The following is a 25639-nucleotide window of genomic DNA, read 5'->3' on the forward strand; positions in this document are numbered from 1 at the left end:
CGTTTCCAAAAAGAAAATATGTTCTCTTTTTAACAGCACCTAAAAAACATATTTTATTAAGTTTGTCCATATGATGAAGTATCAAGATAATTCTGGCAGGACCATTCCTGCAGCGAGGATGGATGATATGAATACCCAGCCCTTTTTCTCCACTTTAATAGAGAGCTATTTCATTGCGTTCGGTGTTTTGATTGGAGGTTCAATCATCGGCGGCATGGCCGCTTTTCTGACAGGCAAGCCTCCTTTAAATCAAATCTTCCAGATTTCCAATATGATTCGCATTTGGGCCATCATTGCAGCGATAGGGGGAACCTTTGATACCGTTTACAGCTTTGAAAGGGGCGTTATGGACGGACAGACTAAGGATATCTTCAAACAATTAATGCTGATTCTTTCTGCTCTCGGAGGGGCCCAGACAGGCGCCATGCTCATTAACTGGCTGACTCAGGAGAACATTTCAGCATGAGGATACCTCCTTACTACCGATTGCCATCCTGGCAGCGTTTTTTTGCAGGAATGGCCCTGGGAGGCATCATCAGCTGGTTTATTTTTTTATTTATCTTCGGGCAATGGCAGGAGAGATACAGCAAAGAAATCAAGCTTCAACAGGATGCTATTCATGAATTGGAAAAAGATAAAGAAATCTGGCAGGAGGAATTCAAAAAACTAAATAAAGAAAACCAGAAAAAACTGACTGTCCAGGATATTTCCATTAAAATTGTCAACGGAGAAAAGTATAAACTGGATTCCTTCAGCGTTTTCCAGCTGGAAGATGAAATAAAAGAGGATATTAGCATGATGATTGCCAAAGACATGGATACTGTATATAAAAGCAGTGAACTGATCAAGAAAATCATAGAGAATAAGACACATCGCGTAAACGAAAAAAGATACCGGGTGGAAGTTAAAGAATTGGTCATCTATACAACTGTCTCAATTGAATTAAACATTATGCTGGATTAATGCCCGGCTTTTTGCCGGGCATCATTTGTTATGTCAGTTATCTCTGCATACAGCCTCAAGGTCTCTTACAACGGAATCCATCTCATCCCATGAATAAATGGAAGCTCCGGCAGCAAGAGGATGTCCACCGCCTTTATACTTCCTTGCAATTTCATTAATTATTGGGCCCTTAGAACGGAACCTCACACGAATTTGATCGCTTTCCTCGATAAAGAAAACCCATGCTTTTATTCCCTTCACATCGCCAAGAGTGCTTACAAGGAGGGATGCTTTGGAAGGGGCTGCCTCAAATTCTTCGAGCAATTCCTTTTTCAGGATCATTACAGCAGCCCCGCTGGATCTCATCTCAAAATTTTGCAGCACATAGCCCTTCAGTTTAACAATATTTGCGTCCAGCTCGTACATCTTATCAAACAGTTCAGGACGTGAGAAATTATAATGAATCAATTCACCTGCATAGGCAAATGTCTTTTCTGTCGTGCTCGGATAAAGGAAACGGCCGGTGTCACCAACTATCCCTGCAAATAACAATCTTGCCGCCTCATCAGACATTTTCAGCCCCTGTTCTTTGCCGAAAAGATAAAACTCATAAATCATTTCACTTGTTGAGCTTGCATTTGTATCCACCCACATTAAATCCCCATACGGATCCATATTAGGATGATGATCAATTTTAATCAGCTTGCTGCCCGTTCCATATCTATCATCACATATCCGCTCTGCATTTGCTGTATCACAGACAATGACCAGCGCACCTTTATATGTATCATCAGATACTTCATCAAGCCTTCTCATAAAATGTAATGTTTCTTCTTCCTGCCCGACAGTAAAGATCGATTTTTCCGGAAAAGAAGCCTTAAGGATTTCAGCAAGGCCCCCCTGTGAGCCATACGCATCCGGGTCCGGACGGACATGCCTATGAATAATGATTGTTTCATATTTTATTATTTCATCAAGTATCTTCTGTTTCATGGCGCGCTCCTTTTATTCTGAATACTATATTTTTACCATACCACCATGAAAAGAAAAAGAAAACACTGCACGCTTATGGCATTTTTTTAATAATGAAGGTAGAATGATAAGAGATTGTCGAAACTTGGAGGTTATGAAATGCCTATTTTTGTTATCCTGATTATACTCTCTTTTTCTTTCTATATTTTCTACAAAGTAAAATTCTTCAGGAGCAGACAGCCGGCTGAAAGACAATGGATATCAGCCAAGTCCAGAATTGCCCTGGGTTCATTTGTTGCCATATTTGGCCTTAACCAGCTGTTCTTATACGACACAACAACTGCTCTCATTGTGGCAATTGTGTTTATTCTTATTGGCGGATTAAGCATATGGGGCGGCATTAAAGCATACAAGTTTTACACTCCTCATGCTGTAAAAGAAGCTGAGGCAGCAAGAAAGAATTAAAGATACCCGGCTCTTCAGAAAGGGCCATCCAAAAAAAGCCGTTCAATTTGAGCGGCTTTTTGTTTATTTGTATGAAAATTAAACTTTGAACGTGGATTACTGTCTAGCTCCAGCGCCTACCCCCTCGAGGTCACAAGCCAATCCTCCCAAAAAGGCAAAGGACGCCTTTCCGAGAGGCTCGTCTTGTGCTTGTCGGGGGTGGGCAAGGCGCTTCCGCATTTCTTTTAATGTCTGTCAATCAGCTGGCACATCATCATCGCCTTGCCCACAAGGACACCTTCGTTAAAAACTTCAACATCCACTTTACCGAACTTCCGCCCTACTTCCAGGACTTTGGGATAGATTTCAAGCATACTGTCAATCTGAACAGGTTTTATAAAATAGACAGTCATATTTTCAACTACGAGATCTCCCTTTTTATAGCTTCTTAACACTCTGTTTGCCGCTTCCGATACAATGGTTGTAAAGACTCCATAGGAAATCGTTCCAAGGTGGTTGGTCATCTGCGGAGTAACCTCGCAGCGATAGACGTCATCTCCTTTCGCTTTCCCCCGTGTCATAACCAGCTGGCTGGTGACAATATCGTCAATTGTTTCACCCACCTGCGGCTGCCTTTGTATCATCTGCAAAGCCTTCAGAACATCCTGGCGGCTTACAATGCCTTCGAGTTTATTCGCCTCATCCACCACTGGGAGCAATTCAATTCCTTCCCACACCATCATATGCGAGGAAGAAGCAACGCTCGTTTTCCCGCCAACTGTCATTGGATTTTTAGTCATGATTTTTTCGATAAGCATTTCCTTGTCATGTCCCATGATATCCTTGGAAGTAACAACTCCCTGCACCTTGAAATTATTGTCGACAACCGGGAATCGGCTGTGGCCGGTTTCGCGGTTATATGTCAGCCAATCTGCAATTGTATCGGTTGTTTTCAGAAAAATCGCCTCCTGAAGAGGAGTCAGGATATCTTCAACAAGTACAATCTCTTTTTTAATCAGCTGGTCATAGATAGCCCGATTGATCATAGTTGCCACTGTAAAGGTATCATAGCTGCTTGAGATCACAGGCATCTGCAGATCGTCAGCAAGCTTTTTGACATGATCTTCTGTATCAAATCCCCCGGTAATTAATACAGCAGCGCCAGCCTTCAATGCCAATTCGTGTGCCTGGGTCCGGTTTCCGACGATCAGCAGGTTACCGGCATCCGTGTATCTCATCATCGCTTCAAGCTTCATCGCCCCAATAACAAATTTGTTCAGTGTTTTATGAAGCCCTGCTCTTCCACCGAGCACCTGGCCGTCAACGATATTAACAACTTCTGCAAAAGTAAGCTTCTCAATATTCTCTTTCTTTTTCCGCTCAATTCTTATTGTCCCAACACGTTCTATTGTACTGACATACCCCTTATTTTCAGCATCCTTAATCGCTCTGTATGCCGTCCCTTCACTCACAGCAAGCGCCTTGGCAATCTGTCTGACCGATATCTTTTCTCCAATTGGCAGTTCATCAATATATTGTAATATTTGCTCATGCTTAGTAGCCAAGACTTCCACCCTCTACAAATTATTCCTTATTTTCATTATAAGGGTAAAGAGGCCTTGATACAATTGACTCCGGCAATCTTCATTATCTGCCGAAGGAGCGCACCCGCTTCCTGTCTGCCAATTTGCGCACCTGTTTCCCGGAAACAGCCGCTTTTTTTGGCGCATACAGCAATGCAGTCAGGTTCCCGGCAATGACAAAAAGGGCAAGAGCCAGCCAGCTGATGGCAAAGATTCCTTCAGTTCCTCCATTAAATACACCCATTCTTGGAGCTGCAAAATAAAGCATCAAGCCGCACAGCAGCAGGCACAGCAAATATCGGTTTTTGTTCAATTTCGCTTCCTCCTTTATCCTGTCCTCCCTAAAATGTATGCGGACAGGCTGGGAAAATGATTCGAATTTAGTTATAAAAAACAAACGCAGCCTCCATTAGAAGCTGCGTTTTCATATTACAATTCGATTGATTCCCCTGCTTCGAGAACCTGCCCGACTCCATCCTCAAGCATACTGATGAATTTTTGGGGATCCTGCCTGATTGGCGGGAACGTGTTGAAGTGAATGGGAACAACCTTTTTGGCACCAAGGAGTTCTGCTGCGTATGCTGCATCATCCGGCCCCATCGTAAAATTGTCTCCAATCGGCAGAAATGCCAAATCGATCGGATGGCGGTCGCCAATTAACTTCATATCAGAGAAAAGTCCTGTATCACCTGCATGATAAATGGTTTTTCCTTCAAGTGTGATGAGCACACCGGCAGGCATTCCCAAGTAGATGATTTCCTGATTTTCCGTCTCAAGGCCTGTTCCATGAAATGCGGGTGTCAGCTTTACTCTTCCAAAGTCAAAATCATATCCGCCGCCGATGGACATTCCATGCGCTTTTACTCCCTGCCACTCAAGATAGGTGGCAAGCTCAAAGTTGGCAATCACAAGAGAATCATTGCGCTTTGCCAGTTCAATCGTGTCCCCGAGATGGTCACCATGTCCATGGGTGACAATGATAACATCTGGCTTCTGATCCTCAGCTTTTAAGTCTGTTAAATCATTCCCGGTAATAAAAGGGTCTATTAAGATGGTTTTTCCCTGTGATTCGATTTTCACTACGGCATGGCCATGAAATGATACTTTCAATTTTATGCTCCTCTCTATTTTATGTTATGTAAGTTACTTCAACGAAAAACAAGTTATTCCTGCTTCCTTTTAATATATACCCGAATTGGCAATGTTTAAAAAGTTTACAATATCTTAGGTTAAAGGTATATTTCTGGAGTTAGATAACTGTCTAGCGCAAGCAGCCTACCCCCTCGAGGTCACAAGCTTGTCTAGTTGCGGCTCCTAGGGACTCGGGGTCATAAGCCGTTTCCTTTCAGAAGGAAAAAACACCTTCTTACAGGCACCGTCTTATACCTGAGGCCCGCAGGACAAGGAAGGCTTCGTCAGCATAATCATCGCACGACCAAAAGCGAAAGCTTTTGGGAGGATGCGGGTCATGCAGACGTTGCCACAGGACGTGGCGTTCTTAGTCTGCGTTCCTTCGTGACCAAGGCGCTTGCGCTTTTCGTTTTTAGTTGCTACTCTCAAAGTATTAGTACATAAGGAGGTTCACTATGAATACCAGATTGCAGAAATTGTCACAGTGGATGAAGGAAAATGATATACAAGTCACTTTTGTAACATCACCGGATAATGTGTTTTATTTAAGCGGCTTTTTAAGCGACCCCCATGAACGCTTGCTTGGATTGGCTGTTTTCCAGGAAGAAGAGCCATTCCTCGTATGTCCGGCCATGGAAAAAGAAGATGCCAAAAAGGCCGGCTGGAGCCATGAAATTATAGGCTACAGCGATATTCAGAACCCTTGGGAATTTATCCAGACATCCATACAAAAAAGAATCGGAAAAGTAAATAAAACAGCAATCGAAAAAGAGCATATGAATGTAGAGCGCTATGAAGCCATCTCCGGCCTGTTCAGCGGTGCTTCATTCGTTTCGGCAGAAGCAAAGCTTCGTCAGCTTCGTATGGTTAAAGATGAAAAAGAATTGGAAACTATCCGGGAAGCATGTGCACTGGCTGATTTTGCGATTGAAACAGGCTGTGCCGAGATCCAGGAAGGAAAAACTGAACTGGATGTTCTGGCTGCTGTAGAGTACGCGTTAAAGAAAAAAGGCGTTAATGAAATGTCTTTTTCTACCATGGTCCTGACGGGGGCTAACGGGGCTTCCCCTCATGGCACACCAGGAATGACGAAGATTCAAAAAGGGGACTTAGTCCTGTTTGACCTCGGAGTTGTCTGGAATGGCTACTGCTCAGATATTACTAGAACTGTAGCGTACGGGGATATCAATGATAAACAGAAAGAAATTTATGATACGGTCTTAAAAGCTCAGCTTGCAGCGGTGGAAGCGAGCAAGCCGGGAGTCACTTGCGCAGATATTGACCTGACAGCAAGAAGCCTGATTGCAGAAGCCGGCTACGGCGACTATTTCCCGCATCGATTGGGCCATGGGCTGGGTGTGAGCGTGCATGAGTACCCTTCATTAACAGAAACAAACTCACTTTTGCTTGAAGAAGGCATGGTCTTCACGATCGAACCGGGTATCTACGTCCCGGGCGTTGCCGGAGTGAGGATTGAAGATGACCTTGCTGTAACAGCAGACGGAGTAGAAATTTTGACGAAGTTCCCGAAAGAACTTCAGATTATTAAATAGAGACTTGAACTAATTCCACAGAAAATCCGGAGCAAACCTGCCCCGGATTTTTTATATAAATTCTGCATTTAGTCGCCGATAAGCGGGCGCTTTCCGCTTTTCCTAATGCTGCTCCAATTGTGTTCTCGTATCTGAATAGTCAAGGCTATGGGCCTCAGCCACCGCCTTGTATGTCACGCAGCCATTTAATGTATTGACTCCCTTTAATAAAGCCTCATTATCCAGACATGCCTGTTTGCAGCCTTTATTTGCTATTTGAACTGCATAAGGAACAGTCACGTTTGTCAGTGCAATAGTTGATGTTCTCGGAACTGCCCCAGGCATATTAGCTACCGCATAATGAACGACGCCATGTTTTTCATATGTGGGATGGTCATGGGTAGTAATTCGATCAGTTGTTTCAAAAATCCCTCCCTGATCAATTGCGATATCCACGATAACAGAACCGGGGCTCATCGTTTTGATTATTTCCTCCGTCACAAGCTTAGGAGCTTTTGCACCCGGAATCAGTACAGCTCCAATGACAAGGTCTGAAACCTTAACAGCTTCAGCGATATTATAAGGATTTGAGATTAAAGTTGTTACTTCTCTTCCAAAGATATCATCAAGCTGCCGAAGGCGATCTGGATTCAAATCGATCATGGTTACCTTGGCACCAAGACCAATTGCCATCTTTGCCGCATTGGTTCCAGCAACCCCACCGCCAATTATAGTAACATTCCCACGCTGCACACCCGGGACACCCGATAGGAGAATTCCTTTCCCGCCATGTATTTTTTCAAGAAACTGCGCTCCTACCTGAGCTGCCATTCTTCCCGCTACTTCACTCATTGGAGTCAATAGAGGCAAAGTCCGGTTAGGAAGCTGGACTGTTTCATAAGCAATGCCCGCAACCTTATTATTTATTAAAGCACTTGTCAAATCAGGTTCAGCAGCCAAATGCAAATATGTAAAGAGAATTAACCCTTCCCGAAAATACATATATTCGCTCTGTATCGGCTCCTTTACCTTCATCACCATTTCCATGGCCCACGCCTCTTCTGCAGTCTGAACAATATGTGCGCCTGCACTCATATAGTCGCTATCAGAAAAGCCCGATCCGATCCCGGCACCCGTTTCTATATAGACTTCATGTCCAAATTGGATGAGATTCATAACACCAGCAGGGGTCATAGCAACCCTGTTTTCATTGTTTTTTACTTCCTTTGGAACCCCGATACGCATGCTGCATACCTCCGTATTTTAAGTGATATACCTATTAACTTTATATGGATATTTGAGGGAAAAGTTTACAATAGCTTTGCCCATTTTTTATCATTACCCGGTATTGCCAAATCCTCATTAAAAGAGCTCTCATTAATTTATGAGAGCTTGCTTTTTTATTGCAGATTGCCTTCATTCCGTTCGTGAGCTTCCATGTCAAACTCGGCATTCGGCTGATCAATAACACCGCTGTTATAAGCATTCATGATTTGTGCGCTAACTTCATTTGTACCCTGCTCATCAAAAAAATACGCGGACTCTGCTTTCGGTTCTCTCTTTTCCATTTTCATCTGCTCCTTTAATAAATTTTCATCAGCCTTACTATTGTTCGATTTTTTGTTACAGATATTCAGATTTAACAGCTGTATAATATAGGTAAAGGAGGAGATTCAAATGGGCATGAAGTATAAAAACATATTAGTCGCTGTAGATGGTTCAACGGAAGCAGAATGGGCTTTTAAAAAGGCAATTGAAATTGCGAAGCGCAATAATGCTTCTCTTGTATTGGCACATATCATTGATACCCGCACCTTTGCTACGGTTGAAGCCTATGACCGCACAATTGCAGAAAGAGCTGACCGTTTCGCAACCGAATTAATGGAAAAATACAAAAGAACGGCTATGGATGCAGGCATCGAGAATGTAATATATGAAGTTGGCTATGGTTCTCCTAAAGTGAAGGTTCCAAAGGATATTGCCAGAAAGCATAATGTTGACCTGATCATTTGCGGTGCAACAGGCATGAACGCGGTTGAACGTTTCATCATCGGCAGTGTATCTGAACATATTACCCGCTATGCCCGCTGTGATGTCCTCGTAGTCAGAACGGATAAAGAAGAAGAATAAAAAAAATGGCGCTGTTTCTGCAGCGCCATTTTTTCATTATTTATTGGCAAACTCTTTATTGCCGAGGAATTCCTTCGCTTTTTCAATCGCGATGCTTACTTGTTTGAATCCTGTTCCGCCTGCACTATTTCTTCTTTTGACAGCTGTATATGGATCCAGCACTTCATAAATATCTTCTTCGAACAATGGATGGGCATTCTTGAAATCATCTAGCGGCAAACCTCCAAGGAAGCATCCCTTCTGTACACAGGCAAGGACCAGTTTCCCGACGATCTCATGTGCTTCTCTAAATGGAATGCCTTTATCAGATAGATAATCCGCCAGTTCAGTAGCATTGGAAAAATCATTTTTAGTCGCTTTTTCCATCTGCTCTGATTTAACCTTCATGGTGCGGATCATTCCTGCAAAGATTTTCAATGAACCTGTGACTGTCTTTACAGTATCAAACATCCCTTCCTTATCTTCCTGCATATCTTTGTTATAGGCGAGCGGCAGACCTTTCAATACTGTCAAGAGACCCATGAGGTTACCGTATACACGTCCCGTTTTACCTCGGATGAGCTCCGCCATATCCGGATTCTTCTTTTGCGGCATAATGCTGCTGCCAGTTGCAAAGCTGTCGTCCAGTTCAATGAATTGAAACTCCTGGCTTGACCAAAGGATGAATTCTTCACTTAAACGTGACAGATGCATCATCAGGGTTGAGCTTGAGGATAAAAACTCCAAAATAAAGTCTCTGTCACTGACAGCATCCAGGCTGTTTTCATAGATGCCTTCAAATCCGAGAAGTTCCGCCGTATACTCACGGTCGATTGGGAAAGTGGTTCCAGCCAGAGCCCCAGCTCCAAGAGGTGATAGATTGATTCTTTTTAAGCTTTCAGAAAATCGCTCTTTGTCCCTCTCAAGCATCCAGAAATAAGCCATTAGATGGTGGCCGAAAGAGATTGGCTGTGCCCGCTGCAGATGCGTATAGCCCGGCATGATGGTTTCCACATTCTTTTCAGCCTGGATGATTAACTCCTCCTGCATTTCCTGAATCAATTCAACAATCTGCTCCACCTGCTTGCGGAGATATAAATGCATGTCTGTTGCCACCTGGTCATTTCGGCTTCTTGCGGTATGAAGTTTACCTCCGACAGGCCCTGTCAGTTCAGTCAAATGGCTCTCTAGATTTAAATGAATATCTTCAAGCTTTACTGAGTATTCCAGTTCATCCTTTGCAGCTTTCTCTTTTAGCTGCTGGAGGCCTGTTTTGATTTTTTCAGCTTCTTCCTCAGTAATAATTCCTGTTTTAGAAAGCATGGCAACATGGGCCATGCTCCCTTCGATATCTTCCATAACCAATTCCTGGTCAAATGAAATCGATGCTCCGAACTCATCTACCCATTCTTCAGCAGATTTTGTGAATCTGCCTCCCCATAACTTTTTCACACTGTCACCTTCTTGCTGTTTTGAACAATGCTCTGCACCTTTGTCGGCAATCCCCAAAGCTTAATAAAGCCAACTGCCGCATTGTGGTCAAATTCATCATCAGAAGTATAGGTTGCTAACTTTTCGTCGTACAGGGAATAAGGGGATTTTCTTCCTTCAACAATTGCATGGCCTTTAAACAGCTTTACTCTGACTGTTCCTGTTACAAATGTTTGTGTTTCTTTCAGGAAAGCCGTTAACGCGTTGTTAAGCTGAGAGAACCACAATCCTTCATATATAAGCTCAGACACTTTTTTCTCAATAACCGGTTTAAAGTGGGCCATTTCTTTAACCATTGTTAAGTCCTCAAGCTCTTTGTGGGCTTTCAGAAGTGTCATCGCACCAGGGCACTCGTATACTTCACGGGACTTGATGCCGACAAGGCGATTTTCCACATGGTCGATACGTCCAACCCCATGCTTGCCTGCAAGCTCGTTCAGTTCGGCAATAAGCTCGGAAAGCAACATACTTTTTCCATTCAAGCTGACTGGCACACCCTTTTCAAAACCGATTTCAACGGTATCAGGTGTATCAGGTGCTTTTTCGAGAGAAACCGTAAGATCGTATGCATCTTCCGGAGGAGCTGCCCATGGATCTTCCAGAACTCCGCACTCATTGCTTCTGCCCCATAAGTTTTGATCAATGCTGTATGGAGAATCAAGATTAATTGGGATGGGTATATTGTTTTGTTTTGCATATTCAATTTCTTCCTCACGTGACCAGCTCCATTCACGAACCGGAGCTAACACCTGAAGATCAGGGTTAAGAGCCTGAATTGCCACTTCAAAACGAACCTGGTCATTTCCTTTGCCGGTACATCCATGCGCGACTGCTACTGCCCCTTCTTTTTCTGCTACTTCAACAAGCTTTTTAGCGATCAGCGGGCGTGAAAGAGCAGAAATCAATGGATACTTGTTCTCATATAAAGCATGCGCCTGAAGTGCAATTAATGCATATTCATTAGCAAATTCCTCTTTTGCATCAATCACATAAGATTGTACTGCCCCAACAGTTAAAGCTTTTTTCTGGATAAAGTTCAGATCTTTTCCTTCCCCAACGTCAAGGCAGCAGGCAACAACAGCATAACCTTGATCCTGCAGCCATTTAACCGCAACCGATGTATCCAGACCGCCTGAGTATGCAAGAACAACTTTATTTTGTGACATTTATAATTCCTCCTTGGATTATACGTATAAATATACAATTAAATTATGTTTTTATTCATTTATTATTCTCTTACTTTAACAACCTTTTATTTAAAAATCAATACTTATTCTTAAAAATGTATAAAAATAAATACAATTTTTCCATTTAAAAATTAATCTTCATATGAATTCCATAATAGTATCTGCAGAAAAAAATTGAATACTAAAACATCCATGCACCGCAAACATCTTTATAGTAAAATAAAAACAAGATTATCATTTGGGGGATTCATAATGGAGGAGCATTTTTTACATAATGGCCGTCTTGGCATTCCCATACCTGCCTTTGACCGGGATTGGGATGAATATTCACCAAAAACACAGCAGATGATCCTGTTTCAATGGGAAAAAATAAGAGGCAGGATTCCTGACCGCATTGCCGATCTTGAAGCGGAAATTAACAGGAAACAGGCTGAGTTGTCAGATGAGGGAAATTTTGAAAGATCATGCAGACTCAACAGTGAAATTTCAGAACTGGCATCCGTTATAAATGATTTGTGGCTATGGTATCGAACGAATCAGGATATTTCTGGGAAGCTGCATTCATAAAAAAAACCTTTCCGCAGCGGAAAGGTTTTTGGCCTCTTATAAATCTTTTCTTAATTCCCTGACGATATGCCCGATTTCAGGCAGAATCAGCTTATTCATCGCAAGGCGGACTGCCCCTGATGATCCCGGTGTTGAGAAAACTGCTTTATTTTGTACGGTGCCTGCAGCAGCCCGTGAAAGAATGGCCGCAGACCCGATATCTTCAGTGTAGCTCAGCATCCTGAATAATTCGCCGAATCCGTCGATTTCTTTATCGAATAATTCTCTAACCGTCTCGATCGTCACGTCCCTGAGAGCAATACCTGTGCCCCCATTTGTCAGCACAGCGTCAATACCGGGGTTTTCGCAGCCTTTTAATAAGGCCTCACGAATAAGAGTTCCTTCATCCTTGACGATTTCATAGTCAGCTATAATATGTCCTGCCTCTTCGAGCAGCTGAATCATCAGCTTTCCGCTTTTATCCGTTTCTTCATCTCTCGTATCACTTACGGTAATCACTTTGCATCTGACTTTTTTAGGCGCTTCTTTTTTATGCTCGAATGTACTCATTTGGCACCACCTTTGCTTAAAAATCATAGATAAACTGGAGTTTACTGCTGATCATTCTTTCTGTGCAGATATCTCATCTGATAATATATATGGGCAAACTCTGTTACTTTTCTTGTCAGCTGGTAATTGGTCCCTGCTCCAATGGCCATGCTGATGAAAGGAATTCCTTGAACGGATTTTCTGCGAAAAAGGTAAATAGCCATCGCTTTAAATAGCTGCTTCATTGGCTGCTCAATCCAGGTAATATCAGTCAATTCTTCTTTTCCTTCATAAAAATAGAATTCATCCTGGTTCTTCAGCTCGTTCATTAATTCTTCCCAAGCACTGCCCTGCATGCGAGGAGGCAGAGTGGCTGCGTGAAAAACCTTAAGAGAGCTCATCATTTCGAATGGAGTATTAACCTCAAAGCCATAGGTCATGGCAATCAGCTGTACGGCACGAAGATTAATAACCGCCATAGCAGGAATATCTGCCCCCAGCATCAGAGAGCTGCCTGATCCCGCAATGCCGCCCTGTGCAAAAGAATAAAGACGATGCCGGGCAATTTGCTGTTGAGCTATGTATTGAAGCTGGTCGACATTCAGTTGCTTCAGATCTTCAATCGTCTCGATATCAGAATGAAATACACGGCCTGCAGTCAAAATACGCTCTTTCGCATCCATTTGAAGCTGTGAACCCTGAATAAGCGCATGAAGATAAAACAGCCAGCTATCCATCGCCGAAAAAATTTGCTTCTGAACTTCTTCAGGCAATAGTGAAAAAGACCTTTCCAATGATTTATCATAAACCATCTCCAAATCATTGGGCTCATAACTCAGCAGCTTGTTTTCCCACTCCTGAATACCTGCCAAAACGCTTTCTTCCCGTTCGTTCAACGGCATCGCAATTCCTCCCAAAACAATTTTTCTTGGACTCAGTATAGCATAAGTTGGATGGGGAATTCCTCTCTCCAAGTGATGGGTGATAAATCCCGATAAAGTGGAAACTTCAATCAGTGGGGGTCTTACTGCCCGTTAGACTGCGATAAAAAAAGACAAGAGCGTTAAGCCCTTGCCTTGTTATGAATACTATTTTGCCAATCTCACAACGTCACGTGCAATCATAACTTCCTCATTTGTCGGGATAATCATGACTTTAACTGGTGAATGAGGGTAGTTGATGAATGCCTCTTCACCGCGCACTTTGTTTAATGCAGGATCCCAGTAAACGCCCATGAATTCCAGTCCCTGTAGAACTCGTTCACGGATGACATCACTGTTTTCACCGATTCCGGCTGTGAAAATGATAGCATCTACGCCATACATGCGGGAAGCATAGGATCCGATATATTTATGGATTCTGTTTGCGAATACTTCAAGAGCCAATTCTGCTCTTTCATTTCCTTCAACAGCTTGGATTTCAATGTCGCGAAGATCACTGGAGAAGCCGGATACACCAAGCATACCGCTCTTTTTATTAAGAACATCAAGTACTTCATCAGCGTTCAAGCCTGTCTTTTCCATAATGAATGGAATAAGAGCAGGGTCAAGGTTGCCTGATCGCGTACCCATTGTAACACCCGCTAATGGAGTGAATCCCATTGATGTATCAATTGACTTTCCGCCTTCAATAGCTGTAATGCTTGCTCCATTTCCTAAGTGACAGGAGATGAGGCGAAGCTGGTCAAGCGGACGGCCAAGCATTTCTGCTGCACGTTCTGAAACATATTTATGTGAGGTTCCATGGAAGCCATACTTGCGAATGCCATATTTCTCATAATACTCATATGGCAAGCTATATAGGAAAGAGCTTTCAGGCATCGTCTGATGGAACGCAGTATCGAATACTGCCACTGCAGGGACATTTGGAAGAACCTGCTGGAACGCCTTGATTCCTGTAATATTAGCCGGGTTGTGAAGAGGTGCAAGCTCAGATAGTTCATCAATTTTTGCAAGCACTTCAGCCGTAATAACTACAGAATCATTGAAAGCTTCACCTCCGTGAACAACACGGTGGCCAATGCCTTCGATTTCATCAAGAGATTTAATGATCCCCAGAGTTGTTAATTTGTCCAGAAGGATTTTAACTGCTACTGCATGATCAGGTATATCTGTTACTTCCTTAATTTTTTCGCCATTTACAGAAATATTGAAGACTGCGTTATCCAGCCCAATACGCTCGATTAAGCCTTTTGTAATAACTTCTTCACTCGGCATGTCAAATAATTGAAATTTCAATGAAGAACTGCCGGCGTTGATTGCAATGATTTTTGCCATAAAGCTACCGCTCCTTTAGAAGATGTTCAAAGGGACTGATCTGCCACTTTAAACCCATACTTTTATATAACAATGTGTGATACGGCGATATAAAGTAATACAACTTTATTTTGTGCATCGGACACAATTAATATCTCTCAATTTTCCATTTAAACACTGTATGCAAAACATTTCAAGAAGCACCTTGCAATGATATCGTTTTCATGTTAAATTAAATATTTTCTGATACTTCCTTATATTTATTCATTTAAAAAGAAGCCGGCAAATGCTCAGCTTCTTTTTCGTTTATCCTTATTTGCTTTCTTTAAACCAGACATCAATTTTCTTGAGGATTTTTTCGGCTTCTGCTGTTTTGGACAAGCTTGGCAAGTTGACCAGGAGAGCCTGCTTAGGGGGAGTGACTCCTTCCCCTTTTTTCTGAAGGATGAATATGCTTTTAGCCGCTTTTTCATTTTTGAACATGGTGAGCGGCAGCTGTATCAATCCTTGAATGTAGGCATTTTCCTTAATGAATTCATGCAGCTTGGGAGCCTGGTCACTTTCGAAAATACCATTTGGTATAATAAAAAATAAATAGCCGCCGGATTTCACATGATTCATGCTCTGCTCAATAAATAAGTGATGAGAATAGGAATGCCCCTCATCTGCTTTTAGCTTATACTCGGCCGAACGGACATCATTCGGATAATACCCGACAGGCAAATCACTTACAACGGCATCAGCAGATTCGATAAACAGCGGTTCAAGGCTATCCTGGTTGAAGAATTGAATGGGGTGCTCCTGTAAATTGGCATTAATATAAGCTAGCTTGATCAATAAGTCATCAATCTCAATCCCTGTTGCCTCAATCACTTTACCGCTTTGGTGATTCATAACGGTAGTCAATAAATTTCCTGTTCCCACTGCAGGATCCAGCAGGCGGAAACTTTTTTCCTGAATGAACTTTTCGACAAGATACCCCATCAGCATTCCTACTGCATCAGGAGTCATTTGATGATTGGGCTGCACATTTTCTTTCATGCCTTTTAATATCGCAAGCTGAAAGGATTTTCTGATTTCTTCTTTTGTGCAGCCGCTTAAGTCTATGGATTCATAACTCTTCCTGAGCCTTTTGACTGTTAATTCACTGAGCTCATCCTGAAGAATACTTTCATGAAATAAATTCTCTCCTGTTTCAGCAAGAGCTTCTAAGTATGTACAATGCAGTTCATCCTGCATAATTACAGCCGTTTCGTTTAAAATCGTAAATAAATCCTCAACCGGAGTTATTTTCACAGCATATTCCTCCCGTCCTTATTCTTTTTCCTATTTTAACTGGCTTTTGGTTCATTCACAAGTTTGGTGCTGAGTAAGAAAAGCGCAAGCGCCTTGCCCACCCCCGACAAGCACAAGCCGAGCCTCACGGAAAGGCGTCCTTTGCCTTTTTGGGAGGCTCGGCTTGTGACCTCGAGGGGGTAGGCGCTGGAGCTAGACAGTTATCGACGTTCAAAGTTTTATACTTTCTTATCTTAGAACAAAAAAATTAAAGCCCCGGAACGAATCCGGAGCTTCCAATTATCTATATTATTTTGCTTGTTTAGCTGCTTCCACTGCTGCTTCATAGTTTGGATGATCTGTTGCCTCACTGACATATTCCGCATATGTCACAGTGTCGTTCGAATCAACAACAAAAACGGCACGGGCCAATAAACGAAGTTCCTGGATGGCTACCCCAAAAGCTTCTCCAAAAGACAGGTCGCGGTGATCGGAAACAGTTTGAACATTTTCAATTCCTGCTGCTGCACACCAGCGCTTTTGAGCAAACGGAAGATCTACGCTTACAGTAAGAATTTTAACATTATCAAGCTTGGAAGCTTCTTCGTTAAAACGGCGTGTCTGTGCATCACAAACGCCCGTGTCAATAGAAGGAACTACGCTGATAAGACGTACTTGCCCTTTTGAATCAGCAAGTGTAACTTCAGAAAGGTCATTTGCCAGAACCTTGAATTCAGGAGCTTTATCTCCTGCTTTTACTTCATTACCCAGCAATGTTACAGGATTTCCTTTGAACGTAATAGATGCCATTTAAATCGTCCTCCTTAATCACTTATGTACAGTGTAAATCATATCTTTTCAGAATCTTTTTTGCAATTATTAAGGATGCATTCCAAGAAAAAAGTTAACTCTCCATAGGAAAGTTAACTTCCTTCTCCTCTTAGATATCAAGATCCTGTTTAGGTCTGTTGTACTCATCACTGTTATCCTGCTGGTTCTGGCCCTGCTGGCTGCCTGAGCTGTTTTCTTTCTTATTAAACATCTGCTGAATTTTATCGACTGCCTGCGGGGCAAGATCAAGAATTTTCTCATACAAATGAGTGCTTTCATCAAGATGAACCATTTTCACCCCGTGGGAATTGACAATCAAAAAGGCGATTGGTGTAATGGAGACACCGCCTCCGCTCCCCCCGCCAAACGGGTGGCCCTTTTCCTCGCCTGATTGTCCATCAAGCATAAATTCGCTTCCTCCTGCTGCAAAGCCAAAGCCAACTTTTGAAACGGTTAAAATCACACTGCCATCAGGGGTTTCTACTGGATCCCCGATTATCGTGTTAACATCAATCATCTCTTTCAGGTTTTCCATGGCAGTTGTCATAAGCCCTTGAATAGGATGGTCAGACATTCATTGCTCCTCCTCTTTTAGACAGTTTTAGTACCATCATCAGATAAGGCAGAAAGCGGCTTTGTCCTGAAGTCCGGCCGTCCGCCTTTCCAATATTTAATCAGTTTAATTCCTGCTAACATAGCATGCCCGACACGAAAATGAATCATACATGAAATGGCTGTTTGTGAAACGGAAAATTGAAAATGGGGAGTAACAGTGATGCTGGGAGGCGTTTTCAGTTTCATATAATGACTTATTAATCCAAGAATGCTCCCTTTTATCGCCCAGAGTGCCCCGGTGATCATCCCCGTATGGGCTGCATCCCCAAGGCCTGCAAAAGTATGCCATTCAAGATTCCGGATGGTTACATGCTTTAGAAATTTCCGTATTATTTTGTGGAGAGACACAATATGATTAATCATAGCTTTCGTGTCATGCAAACTATTAAGAAAATCAGTCGCGGAGAATTGCTTAGTATCTTCGCCAGAAGTATTTTCCTGTGGCCCTGCAGCCGTCTTTTCCTTTACGACAATCGTTGGCGAGTTATCATCAACCTTTATCAGCGGGACTTCTATTTTGTATCTTATCAGCCCGAACCAGGCTTTCAATTGGATTTTCAAATGATCATTATCATTTCCATGGTAAAAATGAAAATATATCTTTAGTTTTGTTATCATTACTAGAATTAAAAGAAGTATGAGGGCAATTACGGCAATCAGGAGCCACTTCACTTTTTTTCACACCCTTTCAGCTTTGTATTATGCCCAACTGAAAAAAAATAAACCTGCCACCAGACGGTGACAGGCTTCCATTTCTCCATTAAATGACTTGTTCATTTTGCCTTTCGTGAACAACAGAGGTGTCTGCAAAAAGATCATGCAGTCCCTGTTTCTTCGGCAGGAAGGCCACAATGACATAGCCGATAAAAATGCTCACTGATATAAAACGGCCGATCCATTCACGGAACAGAATTGTACCCCATGTCAGCTTTTCTCCTTTAAGATCTACTACTCTTAAACCAAATACCATTTTCCCGAGCGTTTGGCCAAAAAACTTTGTCATCAGTACAAAATAAGCGTAAAACGTAATGGCAGTTGCTATGGATATCGGAGCAAACAAATTGCTTTCATGCAAAGGAATATCCAATGCTCTAAAAATAGGATTGATCAATATCCGGTCTACACTGCCAACCACAACCAAATCTAAAAGATAAGCCCAAAATCTCATCCAGAAACCGGCAAACCTGATAGGTGCCGAAGCTTTTTGAATGGGGAGGGTTTCTGCCTGTGTGACCGTTTCCTTACGAGCCTGATCCTCTTCATTAAAGGCTGACTCGATCCCGCCTTCATCCTGCTTTATATCAGGATGGGCAAGCTCTCTTTCATTCGGATCTTTTGCAGTCATCTTTTCTCCCCCTCCCTATTCAGCATAAAGATACATTAAACGCGGTGAGTTTGGCTGTGATAACAACTTCATCACTCCTGCCATTTCCAGGTCATCACCCATGATTTTTCGCGCTCCCATGCTGAACATGGAGCCGAACCCGAAATTCTCAGTATATTTTACAACCTGCGCACCATTTAATTTATGGTCTTTCTTTAATTGTTCAATTACATCATCGTCATAGCCAAAACCATCAATCAGATTCAACTCTTTCGCCTGCCGCCCGTCATAAATGCGGCCGTCCGCAATTTCCTTCACCTGTTCCTCAGTTAATCCGCGGCCTTCCGAAATAACTTTAACAAATCCCTCATATGAATTATTAATCATGGATTGAAGGATTTTTCTTTCCTCATCCGTCATCTCCCTAGTAGGACTCATGATATCTTTATATGGACCGCTTTTAATCGTAACGAACTCGACACCATATTTTTCAGCAAGCCCAGCATAATTATAGCCCTGCATGATAACACCCAGAGAACCGGTCATTGTCTCGGGACTGGCAAAAATCTTGTCAGCCGGAGCGGATATATAATAGCCTCCTGATGCAGCCATTGATCCCATTGATATGTATACCGGCTTCTTTGTTTCTTTTTGGATTTCAATAATCTTATCATGTATTTCGGCGCTTTCCACTACCCCTCCGCCTGGGGAATTAACCTTAATGACTATCGCCTTTACTGTGCTGTCTTCTTTTACATAATCAAGATTATCCATGAATCCTTTGTGATTATATCCCGGGCTTGCAAATAAAGAAGCGGCATCACCCGTATCCTGAATCACTCCATTCACATCCAGCACGGCAATTTTTTTCTGTGCATTTCCCTCTTCAATGACTTCTTCCAAAAATGCTTCATTGCCTCCTGCAAACAGTTCATTTACCGAGCTTTCAAAATCTGTAAATGCAAATGCAGTCACGAAATTCAGCACAACGGAAAATACAAACAGACCTGCTGCTATTCCCAGTGCAGCCCAACGTTTTCCACTCATTAAGAAATCCTCCTTTTAATATGCTTCCACCTATAACATAACCAGCCGCCTTGCTTGACTGATAATGACTACCGGAAAACCTATTTGTCACATAGTCTTCATACGTATAAAACTTTAAAAATGTTTCAAAAAAAGGTAAACTGAAATCAACATCCATAATCATAGCAAAATTTGAATTATTTAGGAAAGAAAATCATCAAGACATTTTCCACACTGAAATTTCATAACTTTCTTACTGCTGGAGGAATGAATATGCCTGAAAGACGCAATATATACTTTTATCACAAAAAAGATGAAGAAACGATGGAAAAAGTAGCACCTCTTTACAGCCTGGCTGAGGAGCATGCCTTTACAATCGTCAATGACTTCAAAAAAGCCAATATCATTGTAAGCATAGGGGGAGACGGAACTTTTTTGCAGGCTGTCCGTAAAACCGGCTATAGAGATGATTGTTTATATGCGGGAATTTCAACGACTGGAAGCCTGAGCCTGTACTGTGATTTCCATCTTGATGATACAGACAAGATGGTGGAGGCAATGACAAATGAACAAGTAGAAGTAAGACGCTATCCCACTATTGATGTTACAGTTGATGACCAGACATCCTTTCAGTGTTTAAATGAATTCAGCATCCGCTCCGCCATAATTAAAACACTTGTAATCGATGTCTTTATCGATGATCTCCATTTTGAAACCTTCCGCGGGGACGGAATGATTGTTGCCACTCCAACCGGAAGCACAGCATATAATAAGTCTGTAAACGGAGCTGTTGTTGACCCGCTGCTGCCATGCATGCAGGTGAGCGAACTCGCTTCATTGAATAACAACCGCTATCGTACACTTGGATCCTCTTTTATCCTGAGCGGAAACCGGCAGCTGACTCTCAAAGTGGTTCAAGATGGCAATGACCATCCTACAATGGGAATGGACAATGAAGCCCTAAGCATTCAGCATGTTGAAAAGATTGATATAAAACTAAGCAGCAAAATCATTAAGACCGTAAAACTGAAGGACAATTCCTTCTGGGAAAAAGTGAAGAGGACATTTTTATAAAAGGCTGTTTTCGCAAGGTTGTTTCTCTTTGTATATGATTTACTGAGTTGATTGTAGCAGAAGGTGCGAGATCCTCGAAAATGCTACCGCATTTTCTTCGTGCGGGGTTTTTTCAGGGAAGATTATTCAACGTCCTGCGGGGAGTAGCGGGACAGGTGAGACCCCCGCAGACGCGCAGCGTCGAGGAGGCTCAACGCCTGCCCCGCGGAAAGCGAGCAGCCTGGAGCGGAAATCAACGGACAACATTGATAGGAAAAACAACAATTTATACGAAAAGGGCCTTATAAAAAAAGAGTTTCGCATGTCCGTGCGAAACTCTTTTTTCTATATGCCGATACCTTTTCCGCGCTTCAGTTTTGTTTCCCAATGGGCAAAAAGTTTTGTCCTCGAAACAGAGTAAATCGTTAAAGCCAGCCAGATAAACATAAAGGAAAGCATGTGAAGTTTTGTAAAGTGCTCATGATAAACGAAGATTCCCAGAATCAGCGTAATTGTCGGCGCAATATACTGCAGAAAGCCAAGCATGGACATCGGTATCTTTTGAGCTCCTTTGGCAAAATACAAGAGCGGCACTGCTGTGGCTGCTCCTGCCCCAATCAGAAGCAAGTCGGTGCTTGGCGAAACATGCAGAAAAGCCTGCTTACCATTCATAAAAAGCATCACTATATAAATAAATGCGATCGGAGTCACTACTAATGTTTCCAGCGTTAAGCCAATAGCCGAATCCACTTTTATAAGCTTTTTGGCCAGCCCGTAAAGGCCAAAGGATAATGCGAGAACAATGGCTATCCAGGGGAATCGCCCATAGCTGACAGTCAAAATCATAACTCCGGCAAACGCAATTCCAAAAGATACATATTGCGCAGGTGATAGTTTCTCTTTAAAAACCAGCATGCCCAGAATCACACTTACAAGCGGATTAATATAATAGCCAAGACTGGCCTCAATCATCTGATCGGTGTTGACCGCCCAAATATATAAAAACCAGTTGGTGCTGATCAGAATGGAGGCGATCACAAGGGCGAAAAACTGCTTTTTGTTTGTTTTAAAACCTTTAAGTGTTGCAGCAAAAGCATTCCACTTTTTGGAGGCAAGCAAAATAATCAGCATAAAGAAGAATGACCAAAAAATCCTGTTAGCTAAAATTTCATCTGCTTGCACGTGGTCTACCAACTTCCAATAAATGGGCAAAATCCCCCATAAAAAGTAGGCAAACCCTGCGTATAGAGCTCCCATTTGCACTTCATTATTTTTCATTGCAATTCCTCAATTCTTTCTAGTATCGAAATATTTATATTATAAGTCTGCCTTAAAAATGTTTGCAATCATTTTTTCCTGCCAAAAAGAATGCCAGGCACCTATTTGTATAAGTACCTGACATTTTCATTTATCTTTCGTATACTATTTTTCCGTCAATAACGGTTTTGTTTACGGTAACGGCTGCAATTTGTCCTATTGGCATTTTAAAAATATCTTCATTTAAAATAGTGAAATCGGCCAGATACCCTTCTTGTATGACACCTCTATCATTTTCATGGGAGGCAGCATATGCACTGCCTTTTGTGAATAAGCATACTGCTTCATAAACAGATAATGCTTCACTTGGATAATAGACTGTGTTATGCGGGTCATCTATGTTTGTTCTCGTAACAGCTGCATGAATTCCAAGAAATGGATTGGCAGGCTCAATCGGTGCGTCAGAGCCTCCTGCACAATGTACTCCCTCTTTCAGCAGTGTCTTCCATGCATAGCAATACTTCATATTTTCTTCACCAATACGGTCGATCACCCAGGGAAAGTCGGAGGCTGTAAATCTCGGCTGGATATCAAGGATTAAAGGCAGTTTTTTAGCCCTTTCAATAAGCTCCTTGTGCAATATTTGGGCATGAATCAGTCTGTCTCGCCCCAGACCTTCCAATGGATGCTTTTCTATTGCATTTAATGCCATTTCAAATGCCAAATCTCCAATCGTATGGATGGCAACTGGCATTTCATGATTGCGGGCTTTCTCCACTAGGGCATCAAGCTGCTCCTGTGAGAAAATAGCAACTCCTGAAGTGGATGGGTCATCTGCATAAGGATGGCTTAATAAAGCTGTTCTTCCCCCCAATGCTCCATCGGCAAATATCTTCATAGCACCAAACTCTATATGTTTACTTCCCGCTAAAAATCCTCCGCCTGATTCCTTCATTTCATCAGCAACTTCATGATGAACCAGCAGATGTGCCCTGAAAGAAAGACCTTCCTCCTCAATTACCTGCTTGAAGGCCTGATAGGTCTGGGAAAACCCTCCATAATAATTGAGATCCTCAGTATGCCCTCCTGTCAATCCGAGCTTATAGGCATCTTTAATAGCAGCGTGAAGCGCCTTCCTTAAATACCCTTCGGAGACAGCAGGCATCACATTGTATAAAAGCTCTTGGGCCTGATCCTTCAAAAGTCCATTTAGTTTTCCAAATTCATCTTTTTCAATTACTCCTCCAGGAGGGCATTCAGTATCTTCAGTAATATTTGCCTTGGATAATCCAAGAGAATTGACTGCAAGAGCATGTCTGCACACACGTTTCAGCATAACAGGATGATTGGGAACATATTGGTCCAGCTCTGAAGCATATATAGGCTCCGGCAAATCCCATAAATTTTCATTCCAGCCTTCCCCAATGACCCACTCTCCCTCATCTATTGTCTCTGAGAATTGCTTTACAGCCAGAAGAACTTCCTGCTTTGATGTGTGCTCAGATAAGTCGAGCCTTATCAGCCTTTCGCCATGCCCGATGAGGTGCATATGGCTATCCACAAATCCCGGCAGCATGGTGCTTCCCTGCAGATCGATCTCCTTTTGAATCTCTTCTTTATACTTATCCCTTAAATCTCCCAAGGCGCCAATCTCAATAATTTGGCTGCCTTCTGTATAAACGGCCTCTATCTGATGGCCTTCCTGCTGAAGGGTATATATCGGCCCCCCGTGCCATAGCATTCCCATAAAATCTTTTCTCCTTTAATATACTAAAATTTCACATTTACCATAGTATAACAAAAATACAGGCGGAATTCCGCCTGTATTTTTCAAAGCATTCAGTTTTGCGCTGAAGCAGTTTCCGCTTCTTTTTTCCGCAATTCCACACGCATGATTTTTCCAGAAGTCGTTTTTGGCAGCTCAGATAAAAACTCAATTTTCCGAGGATATTTATAAGGAGCTGTCAGCTCTTTTACATGCTCCTGGAGCTCTGAAACAAGATTAGGATTGTTTTGGTCGACACCCTCCCTTAATACAACGAATGCCTTAACAATCAACCCGCGCACTTCATCAGGACTTCCTACAACTGCACATTCAGCTACATACGGATGTTTTACAAGTGCGTCTTCCACCTCGAATGGTCCGATCGTATAGCCTGAGCTGATAATAATATCATCACCGCGGCCTTCAAACCAGAAATATCCATCTTTATCTTTCTTTGCTTTATCTCCGGTAATATAGTAATCACCGCGGAATTGCATAGCAGTTCTTTCCGGGTCTTTATAATAATTTTTAAAGAGTGCAGGAGTTTCTACATGGACAGCGATATCTCCTGTCTCCCCCACTGCACATACTTCACCGTCTTCATTTATAATGTCTACTCTGTTGCCTGGAGTTGGTTTGCCCATTGATCCTGCTTTTAACTCCATATCCTTTGTAATGCCGACAAGCAGGGTATTTTCAGTCTGTCCATACCCATCACGGACATTCACGTTAAAATGCTTCTTAAATGTTTCAATCACTTCCCGGTTGAGCGGTTCACCCGCCGAAACAGCACTATGAAGCGCCGGCAGGTTGTATTCATGAATATTGTCAGCCTTTGCCATCAGCCTGTATTCAGTCGGTGTACAGCAAAGGACATTGACCTTATAATCCTCTAATAGCTGCAAATATTTTTTCGGTTCAAATTTTCCATTGTAGACAACTCCGGTGGCACCAGAACCGAGAACGGAAAGGAACGGGCTCCATATCCACTTTTGCCAGCCAGGGCCTGCAGTTGCCCATACTGTATCACCTTCATTAATGCATAACCAGTTCGGTGCTGCTGTTTTTAGGTGAGCATATGCCCAGCCATGTGTATGTACTACACCTTTAGGGTTTCCGGTTGTTCCTGATGTATACGAAAGAAATGCCATGTCTTCCCGTGAGGTATCAGCCAATGAAAGTTCCGGTGAAGCCTGTTTCATCTCCTCGTCCAGACCGATCCAGCCATCAGCATTTCCGCCAATCACAAATTTCGGCAGGGCTTCTGCTTCCTTAATATCCTTAAATTGGTCAACATATGGATAATAACTTACAATCGCTTTAACATCGCCATGATTAATGCGGTATTGCAGATCTTTCGAACGAAGCATTTCTGAACTTGGTATAACAACAATTCCCGCTTTTAGTGATGCAATGTAAACCTGATACGCCTCAATCAGTCTTGGAACAATGATAAGAATAACATCCCCTTTATTCAAACCATTTTCTAAGAAAACGTTTCCAATTTTGTTTGCATTGTGAATCAGTTCACTGTATGTAATCTCTTTCTTTTCTCCATGCTCATCTTCCCACTTAATTGCAAGTTTGTCCTTATCTCCGGCAAACCGCTCCATTTCTGATACGAGATTGTACTTCTCCGGTGCGATTAAGTCTTCCCGTTTCATCAAATCTCCCCCTGACAAAGTCTTTTTCCGGTGTATAAACATGGCTGTAAGTTCTATAGAAATTATTATACTAAATTATTATAAAATT

General features: G+C 42.4%; 27 protein-coding genes. 7 read left to right on the forward strand and 20 right to left on the reverse strand.

Annotated elements, in window-relative coordinates; translation table 11 throughout:
• Positions 1-70: 70 nt before the first annotated feature.
• Together PBF_RS13255 and ytrI are read left to right on the forward strand one after the other, a co-directional pair.
• Positions 71-466, forward strand: a complete 396-nt coding sequence (locus PBF_RS13255) for a YtrH family sporulation protein (protein ID WP_343299438.1) — start codon at positions 71-73, stop codon at positions 464-466.
• A complete protein-coding gene (gene ytrI, locus PBF_RS13260) occupies positions 463-963 on the forward strand; it encodes a sporulation membrane protein YtrI (protein ID WP_035330302.1) in 501 nt (166 codons plus the stop codon). Before PBF_RS13255 ends, ytrI begins: the two co-directional genes overlap by 4 nt.
• 33 nt (positions 964-996) lie before the next feature.
• Here ytrI and PBF_RS13265 read toward each other — a convergent pair whose 3' ends face one another.
• A complete protein-coding gene (locus PBF_RS13265) occupies positions 997-1935 on the reverse strand; it encodes a DHH family phosphoesterase (protein ID WP_035330303.1) in 939 nt (312 codons plus the stop codon).
• 138 nt (positions 1936-2073) lie between these two features.
• Here PBF_RS13265 and PBF_RS13270 point away from each other — a divergent pair, with 138 nt between their 5' ends.
• Positions 2074-2379 (forward strand): YtpI family protein, encoded by a 306-nt coding sequence (locus PBF_RS13270; RefSeq protein ID WP_035330304.1) that lies wholly within the window; start codon positions 2074-2076, stop codon positions 2377-2379.
• A gap of 224 nt (positions 2380-2603) precedes the next feature.
• On the opposite strand, the gene PBF_RS13275 is transcribed toward PBF_RS13270, so the two are convergent.
• The 3 genes from PBF_RS13275 to PBF_RS13285 all read right to left on the reverse strand — a co-directional run bounded on the left by PBF_RS13275 (position 2604) and on the right by PBF_RS13285 (position 5051).
• On the reverse strand, positions 2604-3923 hold the full coding sequence (locus PBF_RS13275; protein ID WP_035330305.1) for a CBS domain-containing protein: 1320 nt from the start codon (positions 3921-3923) through the stop codon (positions 2604-2606).
• Between the two features lie 82 nt (positions 3924-4005).
• On the reverse strand, positions 4006-4254 hold the full coding sequence (locus PBF_RS13280) for a hypothetical protein (RefSeq protein WP_035330446.1): 249 nt from the start codon (positions 4252-4254) through the stop codon (positions 4006-4008).
• A 116-nt stretch (positions 4255-4370) separates the two neighbouring features.
• Positions 4371-5051 (reverse strand): metal-dependent hydrolase, encoded by a 681-nt coding sequence (locus PBF_RS13285; RefSeq protein WP_035330306.1) that lies wholly within the window; start codon positions 5049-5051, stop codon positions 4371-4373.
• Between the two features lie 476 nt (positions 5052-5527).
• Here PBF_RS13285 and PBF_RS13290 point away from each other — a divergent pair, with 476 nt between their 5' ends.
• A complete protein-coding gene (locus PBF_RS13290) occupies positions 5528-6625 on the forward strand; it encodes a M24 family metallopeptidase (protein WP_035330307.1) in 1098 nt (365 codons plus the stop codon).
• Positions 6626-6727: 102 nt separating this feature from the next.
• Here PBF_RS13290 and ald read toward each other — a convergent pair whose 3' ends face one another.
• Positions 6728-7849: an alanine dehydrogenase gene (gene ald / locus PBF_RS13295; RefSeq protein WP_035330308.1), complete on the reverse strand. Its 1122-nt coding sequence runs from the start codon at positions 7847-7849 to the stop codon at positions 6728-6730.
• A gap of 155 nt (positions 7850-8004) precedes the next feature.
• Positions 8005-8172, reverse strand: a complete 168-nt coding sequence (locus tag PBF_RS26500; protein WP_200870047.1) for a hypothetical protein — start codon at positions 8170-8172, stop codon at positions 8005-8007.
• Between the two features lie 109 nt (positions 8173-8281).
• Between PBF_RS26500 and PBF_RS13300 the strand changes: the two genes are divergently transcribed.
• Positions 8282-8734, forward strand: coding sequence for a universal stress protein (locus PBF_RS13300; protein ID WP_035330309.1), 453 nt, complete (start codon positions 8282-8284; stop codon positions 8732-8734).
• A gap of 36 nt (positions 8735-8770) precedes the next feature.
• Here PBF_RS13300 and argH read toward each other — a convergent pair whose 3' ends face one another.
• Together argH and PBF_RS13310 are read right to left on the reverse strand one after the other, a co-directional pair.
• Complete coding sequence (gene argH, locus PBF_RS13305) at positions 8771-10165, reverse strand: argininosuccinate lyase (RefSeq protein ID WP_035330310.1); 1395 nt, start codon at positions 10163-10165, stop codon at positions 8771-8773.
• A complete protein-coding gene (locus PBF_RS13310; protein WP_035330311.1) occupies positions 10162-11370 on the reverse strand; it encodes an argininosuccinate synthase in 1209 nt (402 codons plus the stop codon). Before PBF_RS13310 ends, argH begins: the two co-directional genes overlap by 4 nt.
• 273 nt (positions 11371-11643) lie before the next feature.
• Between PBF_RS13310 and PBF_RS13315 the strand changes: the two genes are divergently transcribed.
• On the forward strand, positions 11644-11958 hold the full coding sequence (locus PBF_RS13315) for an ABC transporter C-terminal domain-containing protein (protein WP_035330312.1): 315 nt from the start codon (positions 11644-11646) through the stop codon (positions 11956-11958).
• A 36-nt stretch (positions 11959-11994) separates the two neighbouring features.
• On the opposite strand, the gene PBF_RS13320 is transcribed toward PBF_RS13315, so the two are convergent.
• From PBF_RS13320 to sppA, 9 genes are all read right to left on the reverse strand, one after another.
• Complete coding sequence (locus tag PBF_RS13320) at positions 11995-12507, reverse strand: MogA/MoaB family molybdenum cofactor biosynthesis protein (protein ID WP_035330313.1); 513 nt, start codon at positions 12505-12507, stop codon at positions 11995-11997.
• Positions 12508-12548: 41 nt separating this feature from the next.
• A complete protein-coding gene (locus PBF_RS13325; protein ID WP_035330314.1) occupies positions 12549-13388 on the reverse strand; it encodes an EcsC family protein in 840 nt (279 codons plus the stop codon).
• A gap of 186 nt (positions 13389-13574) precedes the next feature.
• Entirely contained in the window at positions 13575-14762 is a 1188-nt protein-coding gene (locus tag PBF_RS13330; protein WP_035330315.1) for an acetate kinase, read from the reverse strand.
• Positions 14763-15053: 291 nt separating this feature from the next.
• On the reverse strand, positions 15054-16037 hold the full coding sequence (locus tag PBF_RS13335) for a class I SAM-dependent methyltransferase (protein WP_035330316.1): 984 nt from the start codon (positions 16035-16037) through the stop codon (positions 15054-15056).
• Between the two features lie 288 nt (positions 16038-16325).
• Positions 16326-16826 carry a thiol peroxidase gene (tpx, locus tag PBF_RS13340; RefSeq protein ID WP_035330317.1) on the reverse strand — a complete coding sequence of 167 codons (501 nt, stop codon included), beginning with the start codon at positions 16824-16826 and terminating at the stop codon, positions 16326-16328.
• A gap of 130 nt (positions 16827-16956) precedes the next feature.
• Entirely contained in the window at positions 16957-17421 is a 465-nt protein-coding gene (gene ytfJ, locus PBF_RS13345) for a GerW family sporulation protein (RefSeq protein ID WP_035330318.1), read from the reverse strand.
• 17 nt (positions 17422-17438) lie between these two features.
• Positions 17439-18134: a DUF2953 domain-containing protein gene (locus PBF_RS13350; protein ID WP_035330319.1), complete on the reverse strand. Its 696-nt coding sequence runs from the start codon at positions 18132-18134 to the stop codon at positions 17439-17441.
• Between the two features lie 88 nt (positions 18135-18222).
• Positions 18223-18807, reverse strand: coding sequence for an RDD family protein (locus PBF_RS13355; RefSeq protein ID WP_035330320.1), 585 nt, complete (start codon positions 18805-18807; stop codon positions 18223-18225).
• A gap of 15 nt (positions 18808-18822) precedes the next feature.
• Complete coding sequence (sppA, locus tag PBF_RS13360; protein ID WP_035330321.1) at positions 18823-19833, reverse strand: signal peptide peptidase SppA; 1011 nt, start codon at positions 19831-19833, stop codon at positions 18823-18825.
• A 252-nt stretch (positions 19834-20085) separates the two neighbouring features.
• Between sppA and PBF_RS13365 the strand changes: the two genes are divergently transcribed.
• Positions 20086-20886, forward strand: a complete 801-nt coding sequence (locus tag PBF_RS13365) for an NAD kinase (RefSeq protein ID WP_035330322.1) — start codon at positions 20086-20088, stop codon at positions 20884-20886.
• A gap of 324 nt (positions 20887-21210) precedes the next feature.
• Here PBF_RS13365 and rarD read toward each other — a convergent pair whose 3' ends face one another.
• The 3 genes from rarD to mbcS form a co-directional block, all read right to left on the reverse strand.
• Positions 21211-22143 (reverse strand): EamA family transporter RarD, encoded by a 933-nt coding sequence (rarD, locus tag PBF_RS13370; protein WP_035330323.1) that lies wholly within the window; start codon positions 22141-22143, stop codon positions 21211-21213.
• Positions 22144-22273: 130 nt separating this feature from the next.
• Positions 22274-23869, reverse strand: coding sequence for an amidohydrolase (locus PBF_RS13375; protein ID WP_035330324.1), 1596 nt, complete (start codon positions 23867-23869; stop codon positions 22274-22276).
• Positions 23870-23961: 92 nt separating this feature from the next.
• Complete coding sequence (gene mbcS / locus PBF_RS13380; RefSeq protein WP_035330325.1) at positions 23962-25551, reverse strand: acyl-CoA synthetase MbcS; 1590 nt, start codon at positions 25549-25551, stop codon at positions 23962-23964.
• Between the last annotated feature and the right edge of the window lie 88 nt (positions 25552-25639).

The sequence above is a fragment of the Cytobacillus firmus DS1 genome, from assembly GCF_000565285.1.
GTDB lineage: Bacteria > Bacillota > Bacilli > Bacillales > Cytobacillaceae > Cytobacillus > Cytobacillus firmus_A.

Excerpts from the sequence above, each read along its gene's own strand:
- PBF_RS13270 (WP_035330304.1), top strand. The coding sequence starts at position 2,074 with ATGCCTATTTTTGTTATCCTGATTATACTCTCTTTTTCTTTCTATATT.
- ald (WP_035330308.1), bottom strand. The coding sequence starts at position 7,849 with ATGCGTATCGGGGTTCCAAAGGAAGTAAAAAACAATGAAAACAGGGTT.
- PBF_RS26500 (WP_200870047.1), bottom strand. The coding sequence starts at position 8,172 with ATGGAAAAGAGAGAACCGAAAGCAGAGTCCGCGTATTTTTTTGATGAG.
- rarD (WP_035330323.1), bottom strand. The coding sequence starts at position 22,143 with ATGAAAAATAATGAAGTGCAAATGGGAGCTCTATACGCAGGGTTTGCC.
- mbcS (WP_035330325.1), bottom strand. The coding sequence starts at position 25,551 with ATGAAACGGGAAGACTTAATCGCACCGGAGAAGTACAATCTCGTATCA.
- PBF_RS13310 (WP_035330311.1), bottom strand. The coding sequence starts at position 11,370 with ATGTCACAAAATAAAGTTGTTCTTGCATACTCAGGCGGTCTGGATACA.
- PBF_RS13315 (WP_035330312.1), top strand. The coding sequence starts at position 11,644 with ATGGAGGAGCATTTTTTACATAATGGCCGTCTTGGCATTCCCATACCT.
- PBF_RS13300 (WP_035330309.1), top strand. The coding sequence starts at position 8,282 with ATGGGCATGAAGTATAAAAACATATTAGTCGCTGTAGATGGTTCAACG.
- PBF_RS13325 (WP_035330314.1), bottom strand. The coding sequence starts at position 13,388 with ATGCCGTTGAACGAACGGGAAGAAAGCGTTTTGGCAGGTATTCAGGAG.
- PBF_RS13365 (WP_035330322.1), top strand. The coding sequence starts at position 20,086 with ATGCCTGAAAGACGCAATATATACTTTTATCACAAAAAAGATGAAGAA.
- sppA (WP_035330321.1), bottom strand. The coding sequence starts at position 19,833 with ATGAGTGGAAAACGTTGGGCTGCACTGGGAATAGCAGCAGGTCTGTTT.
- PBF_RS13290 (WP_035330307.1), top strand. The coding sequence starts at position 5,528 with ATGAATACCAGATTGCAGAAATTGTCACAGTGGATGAAGGAAAATGAT.
- PBF_RS13330 (WP_035330315.1), bottom strand. The coding sequence starts at position 14,762 with ATGGCAAAAATCATTGCAATCAACGCCGGCAGTTCTTCATTGAAATTT.
- PBF_RS13320 (WP_035330313.1), bottom strand. The coding sequence starts at position 12,507 with ATGAGTACATTCGAGCATAAAAAAGAAGCGCCTAAAAAAGTCAGATGC.
- ytfJ (WP_035330318.1), bottom strand. The coding sequence starts at position 17,421 with ATGTCTGACCATCCTATTCAAGGGCTTATGACAACTGCCATGGAAAAC.
- PBF_RS13255 (WP_343299438.1), top strand. The coding sequence starts at position 71 with ATGATGAAGTATCAAGATAATTCTGGCAGGACCATTCCTGCAGCGAGG.
- tpx (WP_035330317.1), bottom strand. The coding sequence starts at position 16,826 with ATGGCATCTATTACGTTCAAAGGAAATCCTGTAACATTGCTGGGTAAT.
- PBF_RS13265 (WP_035330303.1), bottom strand. The coding sequence starts at position 1,935 with ATGAAACAGAAGATACTTGATGAAATAATAAAATATGAAACAATCATT.
- PBF_RS13375 (WP_035330324.1), bottom strand. The coding sequence starts at position 23,869 with ATGGGAATGCTATGGCACGGGGGGCCGATATATACCCTTCAGCAGGAA.
- PBF_RS13355 (WP_035330320.1), bottom strand. The coding sequence starts at position 18,807 with ATGACTGCAAAAGATCCGAATGAAAGAGAGCTTGCCCATCCTGATATA.
- ytrI (WP_035330302.1), top strand. The coding sequence starts at position 463 with ATGAGGATACCTCCTTACTACCGATTGCCATCCTGGCAGCGTTTTTTT.